Source organism: Moorena sp. SIO4G3 (genome assembly GCF_010692305.1).
GTDB classification, from domain to species: Bacteria; Cyanobacteriota; Cyanobacteriia; order Cyanobacteriales; family Coleofasciculaceae; genus Moorena; species Moorena producens_A.
This window is the reverse complement of record NZ_JAAHIG010000307.1, coordinates 1-10,586: the sequence shown is the minus strand read 5'-3', so window position 1 is coordinate 10,586 and position 10,586 is coordinate 1. Positions and strand designations below refer to the sequence as shown.

At 45.2% G+C, this 10,586-nt stretch carries 6 protein-coding genes and 1 pseudogene; 2 read left to right on the top strand and 5 right to left on the bottom strand.

Features of this window, described 5'->3' with window-relative positions:
* Positions 1-106: 106 nt before the first annotated feature.
* Both F6J99_RS34145 and F6J99_RS34140 read right to left on the bottom strand, forming a co-directional pair.
* Positions 107-688: pseudogene (locus F6J99_RS34145) on the bottom strand (transposase); the annotation flags it as partial.
* A gap of 375 nt (positions 689-1,063) precedes the next feature.
* On the bottom strand, positions 1,064-1,327 hold the full coding sequence (locus F6J99_RS34140) for a sulfiredoxin (protein ID WP_070390838.1): 264 nt from the start codon (positions 1,325-1,327) through the stop codon (positions 1,064-1,066).
* Positions 1,328-1,510: 183 nt separating this feature from the next.
* Here F6J99_RS34140 and F6J99_RS34135 point away from each other — a divergent pair, with 183 nt between their 5' ends.
* Positions 1,511-2,551 (top strand): agmatinase family protein, encoded by a 1,041-nt coding sequence (locus F6J99_RS34135; RefSeq protein ID WP_293119777.1) that lies wholly within the window; start codon positions 1,511-1,513, stop codon positions 2,549-2,551.
* Positions 2,552-2,720: 169 nt separating this feature from the next.
* Here the strand turns inward: F6J99_RS34135 and speY are convergent, their stop codons facing one another.
* Together speY and speA are read right to left on the bottom strand one after the other, a co-directional pair.
* Positions 2,721-3,830, bottom strand: coding sequence for a deoxyhypusine synthase (gene speY, locus F6J99_RS34130; RefSeq protein ID WP_293119775.1), 1,110 nt, complete (start codon positions 3,828-3,830; stop codon positions 2,721-2,723).
* A 263-nt stretch (positions 3,831-4,093) separates the two neighbouring features.
* Positions 4,094-6,229, bottom strand: coding sequence for a biosynthetic arginine decarboxylase (speA, locus tag F6J99_RS34125; protein WP_293119773.1), 2,136 nt, complete (start codon positions 6,227-6,229; stop codon positions 4,094-4,096).
* Positions 6,230-6,293: 64 nt separating this feature from the next.
* Here speA and F6J99_RS34120 point away from each other — a divergent pair, with 64 nt between their 5' ends.
* Positions 6,294-6,881 (top strand): hypothetical protein, encoded by a 588-nt coding sequence (locus F6J99_RS34120; RefSeq protein WP_293119771.1) that lies wholly within the window; start codon positions 6,294-6,296, stop codon positions 6,879-6,881.
* 75 nt (positions 6,882-6,956) lie between these two features.
* Here F6J99_RS34120 and F6J99_RS34115 read toward each other — a convergent pair whose 3' ends face one another.
* Positions 6,957-9,482: a CHAT domain-containing protein gene (locus F6J99_RS34115; RefSeq protein ID WP_293119769.1), complete on the bottom strand. Its 2,526-nt coding sequence runs from the start codon at positions 9,480-9,482 to the stop codon at positions 6,957-6,959.
* Positions 9,483-10,586: the final 1,104 nt, after the last annotated feature.

Genomic DNA, 10,586 nt, shown 5'->3' with positions numbered 1-10,586 from the left:
TTGGGGTGTTCCCCGCGAGTCACCCAAGTCATACCCCTTCGTGTTGTTCCTTGAAGCTTTTGGCTCCTGGCTTTTTCCCGAAGATTCCTACTTGGAACAAGCCGCACGTGTAGAACTCTTTTAGTCCCACATCTAACCCAATGGTATTCTTAGATGGTTCTAATTCTTCTTTGATGTCAACTGAGACACAAAATTGAACGTAATAGCCATCTGCTCTCTTGACTATACGGACTCGTTTTATTTGCTTCTTATCAAAGCGCCACAAGTCCCATGTGCCTTTGAGCTTAAGTTTCCCAATCCCTTTATTGTCACTGAACACGATTGACTTTTTATCAGGGGATAATTTCCATCCTGACTGTTTATACTCAACCGACCTACAGTGTTTTTGGAAACGGGGAAAACCTTTTTTGCCTGGTACTTTCTTCTTGCAGTTATCAAAAAATCGAACAACTGATGACCACGCTCTTTCAGCACTAGACTGTCGAGCTGTAGAGTTCAATTCATTGGCAAATGGGAATTTATTGGCAAGGACTGCACTGTATTTATTGAGGTCAAATTTATTGACTCCTTTATTGTCCATCCAGTATCGGAGGCAACTGTTGCGAATAAATTTGACTGTTCTAATAGCTTCATCAATAGCAGAGTATTGATGCGTTTTGCCTTTCGCTTTGAACTCTAAAATAATCATCAGTTTCGACCTTACTGCGACTATTTTAGTCTAACATCATCAAACTAAAACGTCAATTTTATATCAACATTCTTCCTAGGCGGCTAAAGCCGCTATTCGCTTTCATCCCCGGTCTAAAGACACGGGGTTTTCAGCGTTTCGATCCTTTATAAGTGTCCGCTAGCAGACGAGACAATCCCTCAGCAATCTCTTTGCGGTCTTGTTCATTGATACCAATATTGACAGGTACAATCGTTGCCATAGTATTCTCCTCAAGGTTCCTAGCAAAAACTAGTGGTGACCGTAAGCTTTAAACAATTTAACTTTAAGCAATTAGGGTTTCCTTGGGAATTACCCCAAGGTATGAAGCTATTTTTGTCCCAAAATTGCTAATTTTCAGGCTAAATGCCGTTTTAATACGGAACGAGGAGCGCGACGCACGCGGCACTTAATGGTTTTTTTTCCTAAACGCTGGTGTGCTTCGTAACGGTGGCAACCGGAAAAACCATAGTATTGCCCATCTACTTCTAACACATCAATGGGTTCGCGCAAACCCTCTTTGGCAATTGATTCCATTAGCGCCGCCACCTTGTTTGGATCATTTTGTCGTGGTAGAGGACGGCGGATTTGCTCTAGGGGAATTTCTTTGATATCTACCATAGTGCTAGTAATTTTTTAATTTAGTTTTGATGGTAATAGGGTTGGGGGTTAGGTGTTAGGGGTTGGGTTAAGGGTTTTTGTACTTAATGTAAGTGTGCCTAATCTAAGCATGCCTAATCCCTAATACCAGGATTCCCGTAGGGACGAGGTTCGGGTAGAATAGGAAAAATTTACCAAGGGCTAATGAATCAAGCCACTTTTAATCCTAATGAGATTACTGTGCCCAATGGCTGCTTTTTTGGCTTGCCCTATTCGGTTGAAGAGGCTTCAATCGTTTTCCTGCCTGTTCCTTGGGACGTGACCACATCTTACCGAGAGGGCGCAGCAAAGGGTCCCCAAGGGATAATAGAAGCTTCCGTACAGTTAGATTGGTACGACTTTGATGTACCCCAAGCTTGGGAAACGAGATGCGGGACTATACCAATTAACTCAGCTATCCAAGACCAAAATCGTGCCATGAGGTTGATAGCTAAAGAGATTATTCAGTATTTAGAAGCTGGTGGCAATGTGGATGATGATGCGATCGCAAAACAGTTAGCCATCGTTAATCAAGCCTGTGCTGCTCTCAACAACTGGGTTTACACTCAGGCACTGGAACTGCTGGAGCAAGGCAAGCTGGTTGGCATAGTCGGTGGCGATCACAGTGTTCCTCTTGGGTTAATGAAAGCCCTAACACAGCAACACGAGGAATACGGCATTTTACAAATTGATGCCCATGCCGATCTCCGGCAAGCCTATGAAGGGTTTACTTACTCCCATGCCTCGATCATGTACAATGCCCTGACCCTACCTCAGATTAATCGTTTAGTTCAGGTTGGCATCCGAGATGTTTGTGAAGAGGAAATGTCTTGGGCTCATAGCGATCGCCGGATTGTAGTGTTTGATGACTGGCAGCTCAAAGCTAACACTTACGAAGGTATAACCTGGGCAGCCCAGTGCCAGGAAATTATTGCTAATTTACCGAATAAAGTTTATATTAGCTTTGACATTGACGGATTGAATCCCGCCTATTGTCCCAATACAGGTACTCCTGTGCCCGGAGGATTGGAATTTAACGAGGCAATGTATTTAGTGCGATCGCTAGTCCAAGCTGGCAAAACTATTATTGGTTTTGATCTGTGCGAAGTTGCTCCCGGAGACTCTGGGGATGAGTGGGATGGCAATGTTGGGGCTAGAATTTTGTACAAGCTTGCCTGTTTAACTAGCTATAAGACTACTTGCTAAAAAAACCAGCATATAGCGTTTGTATTTGAGATGTAAACCTAGGAACTCTTTTTTTATTGTCAAATAAAACTCTGGAGCTCTTTACCATCTTGCCTCTTGCCTCTTGCCTTTTGCCTTTTGCCTTTTGCCTTTTTCGACAATAAGTGTGTTTACAACCCAGATACAAACGCTATCTGACTGCTGTAGATTGGACAGCCAAATGTGCCTCTTTCAACCGCTCCAGTAAAGCTTTTCGTTGGTCATAGAGACGTTTTAGAGGACGAGGCCCTACCTTAGCTAGGCAGTAAGCTGTCAGTAGGGGCATAGCAATAGTCGAGTCACAATAAACCACTACCGTTTCTGATAACTTCTGTGGATCAAGCTTGCACCAAGAGACCGCCTCCGATGGGGTTGCTCCTGACAAACCCCCTGTATCTGGACGGGCATCAGTTACCTGAAGAAAGTAATCATGCCCCTTCTCTTCAATACCCAAGACTTCTTGAAGATACGGTTCCGTCTGCAACATGAAATTTTTCGGCGAGCCACCTCCCAAGATCCAAATCCCACTGGCTCCCCCATTGTTTTTAGCTGCCAGCACAATTGCTGCCGTTTCATTCACATCCAAGGACACATCAATGATTGGTCCGGTGCCCTGCAACCCTAGCGCTGCTAAATTCATCCCAATCGAACTATCTCCAGGGCTGGAGGTATAGATGGGGACTCCTAACCGATAAGCTGCCGCCAGCAGGGATTGGTTTTCGAGTCCCAATGTCTCCTCCCGTGCAGCAATGTACTTACCGCAGAGGTAGTGAAACTCTGCCGTTCCCATTCGACCCTTAAACTCAGGCTGTTCAATGATCTGACGAAAGAACTTATCCGTTGATAGCAGCACGTCATAATCGAAGAAAATGTCATAGATCCGGACAACCCCTTCTTTCTGCAATACCAAATCACTAATATCGTGCTGCCCTTGATGGAGTTCCAATCCGATGCCAAAGTGAGCGTCGTGGTAGAGATTGGCTCCCGTAGATACTATCCAATCGACAAACCCTGCTTCCATCAGTGGGATCACTGCAGCCATTCCTAACCCTGCAGGGGTTAATGCTCCTGTCAAACTTAAACCCACCGTTACGTTGGGCTGCAACATCCGCTCTACCAATAATTGGCAGCCTTCTCGTAACCGACCGGAATTATAGGCTAGAAACGTCTGGTCGATTAACTCTGTGATTGGGATTCCTGCCGTAATCGGACTCGGAGCGATTTTACGCCCTTGTAAAAAGCGATTTTCTTTGGTGGGCATGTTAGTCAAATCACTCGGTAAAACTTGCGCTTAAAGACGGTTATAACTTAAGGATAAACATTCTCTACTGTCAAGGTTAATGGTTCGTGCTTCATGGCACAGATTACCTTAGGGCTTTTCTGTGCCATCAATCATATATCCATCGCTTTGGCTGTAGCGAGTACAATGAAATCCTTTCCTTAAGCAGGACTTACCCAAAACTGAGCACCAAACCCTATGATTTTTAGCTTTTGCTAAAATGAGTTACTGGGTAAATCCTGAGCTTAGCAACTCAAATAGGTATAACTCCTCAAACTCCGCTCATAATTTTGCAGCAGCCGTTGAGATTCTGCCAAGGTAATTCGGTTCTCTTGCAACGCCTGTTCTGTGCGACGGCGCATACCTTCCACCAAATCTTCAGCATCATACTGCACATAACCCAAAACTTCCGTAATTGTATCTCCCTTAACCACGTGTTCAATTTCATACCCTCTGGGGCTTAATTTGATGTGAACTGCGTTACTATCACCAAAAAGATTGTGTAAATTCCCCATAATCTCTTGGTAGGCACCGACTAGGAAGAAACCCAAATAGTAGGGTTCTTTGGATTTGGGATTTGGGATTTGGGATTTGGAATTGGAAATTGTCCCTTGGTCCTCGGCTTTGCGCAAAGGATGTAGTTCCAGCAACGATTTAACATCCCGCAGGTCAATAAATTGGTCAATCTTACCATCACTATCGCAGGTAAGGTCAGCCAGGATAGCCCTTTGGGTTGGTTCTTCATCCAGCCGATGGATGGGCATAATCGGAAATAGCTGGTTAATTGCCCAGCAATCTGGCACTGATTGGAAGACGGATAGGTTGACATAATAAATTGATGCCATGATCGTTTCCAGGTCTGCTAGATCATCGGGAACATAGTCTTGTGTCCTGATAATTTCCCGAATCTTCTGACAGCACGCCCAATAAAGCTGCTCGGCTTTAGCCCGCTGAGTAATGCTCAGATAGCCTAAACTAAACAGGCTCTTTGCTTCTTGGTTAAGCTCGATGGCATCATGATAGGCTTCCTGGTAGTTCTCAAGGTCGAGAGTACAGTAAGTTTCCCAAAGATTGCGGATAATTAGATGGTCTTGTTCCGTTGTCAGTGGAGGGGATTGAGATGCGACATCACTGGTACTCAAAACATCAAAGATCAGGACTGATTGATGGGATGCGATCGCACGACCACTTTCACTAATCAGTGTTGGTGCTGGAATTTGATGTTCCTCACAAGCTTCCTTCACCGCAGCCACAATGTCATTAGCATAGTTCTGCATGTTGTAGTTTTTGGAGGCATGGAAGTTGGTTTTGGAGCCATCGTAATCCACTGCCAAGCCACCACCTACATCTAGATACTGCATATTCACCCCTAATCCCTTGAGCTCAGCATAAATTTGGCTGGCTTCGCGAATAGCATCTTTAATCACGCTAATGGCAGATATTTGAGAGCCGATGTGGAAGTGCAACAGCTGCAATGACTCAAGCATCCCAGCCTCCCGTAGCTGGTCAATGGCTTGGAGTATTTCTGGAATTTTCAGACCAAATTTAGCTTTATCTCCGACAGATTTTCCCCAACGACCCATGCTTTGTGTACTCAGTTTGGCTCGCACCCCCAGCACTGGTGTGATGCCTCCTAACGAAGCTGCCACCTCAATGATTAGCTGCACTTCCTCTAGCTGTTCTAGGACAATTATCGGATTATGTCCCAATCGTCTAGCTAAAAGGGCAGTTTCAAGATATTCCCGGTCTTTGTAGCCGTTACAAATAATTAGGGAATCCGGCGTGAGCAATGTTGCTAGAGCAATCATCAATTCTGGTTTAGAACCGACTTCTAAACCAAATTGATAAGGTTGACCAAAATACACGACATCCTCTACCACATGTCGATGCTGGTTGCATTTAACCGGAAACACTCCTTGGTAACGACCAGGGTATTTGTAGCGACTAATAGCTTGGGCAAAACAGGCGTTTAATTGCTCGATCTGGTCTGCCAAGATATCTGAAAAATGGATTAATAATGGTAGTCCCAAGTTGCGCTGCTTAAGGGATTCTACCAGTTCCAACAAATCCAACGAGCCGCCGCCATTGCCTTTAGGGCACACCATGATATGACCAGCAGTGTTAATGGCAAAGTAGGGTTCTCCCCAGCCTTGGATCTGATAAAGCTCCTCACTTTTCTCAATTGTCCAAGATTGAGAGGTCTTGTCATCTTGGTTCTGGTTAGGGATTGGAGAACAGGATGAGTCTATCAACTTAACACCATAATCTGTAGGATTTTGAGTCGATATCCCTGTAGTAGTCTCAGTAGTAGTCTCAGGGTTTAAATACTGTTGAAACTGGGATTTACGCTGTAGTGTCACCAATAACCTCCTTAAAGACATTGGTCGAACTGACAAGCCATGCTAAAATGCCGTCAGCGTGTTTTTTAACTAATCGTGAGCGTCGATGTCTAAACCATCTGGTCATCAGGCTCAAAAGCAAGATTATTTCGAGTCCATCCAAACGCTAATATACAATCATCAGATTGCTGTTTGGGTTGGGCTTTGGGTTGTTATGGTCTTAGCCGGTAGCATAGCAACTATTGGTCTGATTGATCCTGGACCGATTGAGGAAGAAGCCAATAATCCACAACCAGCTCTGGCCCAACTGCGGGCATCAGCAGCAAAAGAGGCTGTGCCTCTGTCGTTGTTTGGTGTTGTTGCTGTAGGCTGCGCCAGCGGTTGCTTATTGCTTACTCAGGCTCTAAAATTTTCAAGCCAGAAAACGAAACTGAAAAGACCGATAACATCTAGTGTCAGCAGTAGAAGGCGACGCCGTAATTCTAGACGCCGTAAGGCGACTCGCAAACAACAACCAGTAAAATCAGTACCATTATTACCACCATCACAAAACAGGAGTGATGACCAACAGACCGAGGTAACGGTTTTGCCACCGGAGCCTACTGATCAGACCAATGCTAAAGACGAGACTCTTGCCAACATGATGGATATGCGTAAGCGCCGCTCTCTGTCTTCCTTGATGCGGGATCAGTAATCAGCCGAGGCTAGTGGTGATTTAATTTGCTCTTAATTTGCCCTTTGTTCACTCTTGACGGTTGACTATTAACCGTCAATTGTTAGAAGTTCTAACCTCTAACAGCGATTGCCAATCTTTAATCGCTTGCTGTGACCAAAGCCAGTTCTTGCTCAAGGCATCAGGTTGGAAGTTAATCGGGTCGTTGGCGATCACTTGTTGCCGTAGCTTAAGAGATTGTTGGGACAAACTCGCCCGCTTAGACCCGTTTTGTTGTTGAGCAGATTTCCACAACCCTAGCCCTAAGCCAGCATAGGTATTCCATTTTGGGGAATTGCTGGATTTTTCAGATCCAACAATTGTAGATTTCCCGTTGCTACTCCTGTACAATGCATCATACCAAGCTTGGTTAGCTCGCTCGTATTTGCCTTCAGCGTAATAGGCAAACCCTAGGGCATTGCGGTAAGTCCAAGAGTCAGGTTTTTGTTTAACTGCTCTTTCCCAATAACGTCTGACATCATCCAGACTGTATTCATTCGAGCCGGTCTGGATCGACTGCCATGCCAGACGCCCTCTTAAAAAACTCACCATTGACTGATTCAATTGTTCTGAGGGAACTTCCTTAAGGGCAGCAGAAGCCTGAGGTAATGCACCCCGGTCTAGCAATGCCCTTACAGCTTCGGTTCCTCGAATAATATTATCCTCACTGAATGCTTCAATTGCGATCGCTGTGACGGTCTTGGTATTAGCCTTTGTCAAATTAACATTTGAGTAATCAACAGGTTTGGACAGACCTGGTGGTAATTGTCTGCCTAGCCCAGGACTAGGAGGGTTCTGGAAAAACCAGATGCTCACCAGTACCAAGGCAAGAGTTCCCGTTGCTCCTAGTCCGATCCACAGTGGTGAACGTGGTAACCTTAAACCCTTGTGTTTAGGATTAGTGACCTTTTTAGCCTCAACTTCTGCCGTAGTATCCTCACGCTTTGGAGCTAATTGGGTTGAGCCCTCCGTAGACGCCGGTGTCAGGGTTGCGGCTGAAGCTTTCAAAGGAGCAGGGAGTTGGCTTGGGCTATGGACTGGTAGGTTCTTCTGAGCAGTTTCTGAGTAAGGGTTTTCGGATAACCCCTCTGAATTCGATGCTGTTATTGTTGATTCCCCACCCTGAGCCTCTGTATTCAGCTGATCCAGCAATCCCTTAATGAAAGCAGCGGGATCGTCTGCTTCTAGTTCATGGGATTCTAAACCCGGTGTTACACCAGTGACACTTTCATCCTCATACTGAGCTTCTGCCCTAGGGACAAGAGCTGAGTCTTCCTCAAATTCTGATAATGTGGTATAATCTCTATCTTGTGGTGGCGTAAAAAAACCCTCTTCTGGGTCTAACCCTACAGACATTCCAGGAGGATCGGGCAGACTAAATATTTGAGTTCGGTCATAACTGTGGTCATCATTGGTCAGGAAACCATCAAATTCCGGATGCAGATAAAGAACAGGTAATGCCCAATAAAGCTGGTTCGAGCCATAAGCAGAAATCAGTCCTTGTCTAGCTCGCGAGAGGCTGAGGTCAATGGGGTAACCCTGGTTGATGTTACGGTATAATAGTCTGGTTAGGGTCAGGGCTACCTCATCGGGAATGCGCTCTGCCATGGCTAGAACCCCAGGAATACCGCGCTTAACCAGTGCTTGAGCAAGATTTTGATCGTTACCGTTTTCTTGGGTATGTGAAGCAGCTGTATGAGCACCACGACAGGAGTTGAATACAGCCAGCTGGACACCATTATTAACTAACAATCCAGCTAGATCATCACCCCTTAAGGTCTCTGTCAAACCAGTTTTTTTACTAACCAGGTAGACATCACCACCTGATTCCCCTAGGTTAGAGTGACCAGCATAGTGGAAGACTTGATATTTTCCTTGTTCCAGGGCTTGGGTTAACTGTTCCCGTCCTGGCTGTTCCAAAATTGTCAGATGAATCGCTGGTGGTCCATTGGGTGAACGATGGCGGAGTTCTTCTTTCAGGTGAGATGCTTCTTGTAAGAGTTCTAAACTTTCTTGATCACTTGGACCGGCGATCACCATCAAAATTTTCAGAGGTTGATTCGGTGGAGACAAAGGCTTCGGAACTGGTCTAATCAACCCTTTGGTCATCTGGTAGCGAGAGAAAGCCACATCAGTCCCTGTGGCTAGGGGACGATCCCCAGCATGGAGGACTTCCCAAGGTAGGCGGGGTAATTCTGTACCTTTCAATCCCAGACGCAGTCGCAAAACCGACCTTTGATTTTGAGCGATCGCTTGCGCCATCATCCAGCTATCGCGCAAGCTTCCTTTAAATAGGGCATTGTATAGCTCTTGACCCAAGGCAACTAAGTTTAAAGAGGATTGAGAGTACGGTTCTCCCCAAGATGGCATGGCAAAACTGCCATCCACCCCAGCTGCCCTACCCTGCAGGACACTAAATAGGGGGTCATTCATCAGTTGCTTGGCCTGGGTTAACCATTCTTCTACCGGCCAACTGACTTGTTCTTCTGCCAATGAGACTCCCGGTGCCACTCGTTCGATGCGCACCAGATAATCATCATGTTTTCCTAAGGGGGTTACGGAGATATGGAATTCCTGTGCCACTGTTGCCCAATTTTGCTCAATTTCAAGGGATCAATTTTGCTCATAGTTACGAGCGTTGGCTGAAGGTTTAAAAATTCTTGAATATTGAATATTTGTTGACTATTTGCTTATTGAGGAGTATTCCTTTAGGGGAAAATTCTTGTTGGCTCATGGTATTGATGCCGTTTTTTATTTAAGGTTTCCAAGGCATACTCTGTTAATTGTTTTGAATCAGAAAATTTCCTAATTCCAGCATTTGGGTGCCACTTTACCCAGATTTTTCCGGATTGCTATCACCAATCTCGGAAAAGTGAAATGGTAGATGCACCCTGATTGACACCCCCGGTTCACTTTGGTGAGCTGGGGATTTTTTTTCACTGGCTGGTAAGGTATTACCCACTCTATCTAGCCATCTCTATAGATTAGTTTGCTTGTTCCTTTTCCTCTAAACACGAACTGATCAAGCGATGCAGGGAGGTAGCGCCGACCTGGGGGGGGTTCCCCCCATGAGCGACTGCCGTGGTTTCCCCCATGAGCGCTTTTCATCAAGACACGGTCTTAAGCACTTAAAACAGGTGAAATTGCTTTAGCAACCAGCTATTTTACCCTTTGGGAATCGGTACTCATACCCAGAATTGGATTTACTGAATCAGTAAGGTTTCCAGGAGAAAGGATTAGGGTGTAGGTTTATCAATACTATGATAAGCGTGTTACCAACTAGCTTAACATCTGAAATTTTCCCCAAGATACTCCTTTGGGGTTTCATCACTGTCAAAGGGAGCATTTTAGTCAGCCTGACCCTCAACTTTGCTAATTCAGGTCAACAGTGCCTAATCCTTGGTATTAACCAGTTTGTCAGTCTTAGGGAGAAGCTCTAGGTCTATTGTTTGAGCTTTATTATGGTTTTTGTAAAGATTTTGACAAGACTCGGTAATTACCGAGTCTTGGGGTTTCACTCCATAGGTAGATGATTTTTGAGCATAGCTTTTACGGAGCTAGTGAACATCGGGTGATGGGGTGATGGGTAAATAGGCTGATACCTGAATAGTTACGTCCTGATTGTCTTCCTTCAATAGGTAAGATACTCAAAGGAGTAACTCAAAAGACTTGATAGATCGGAAGATA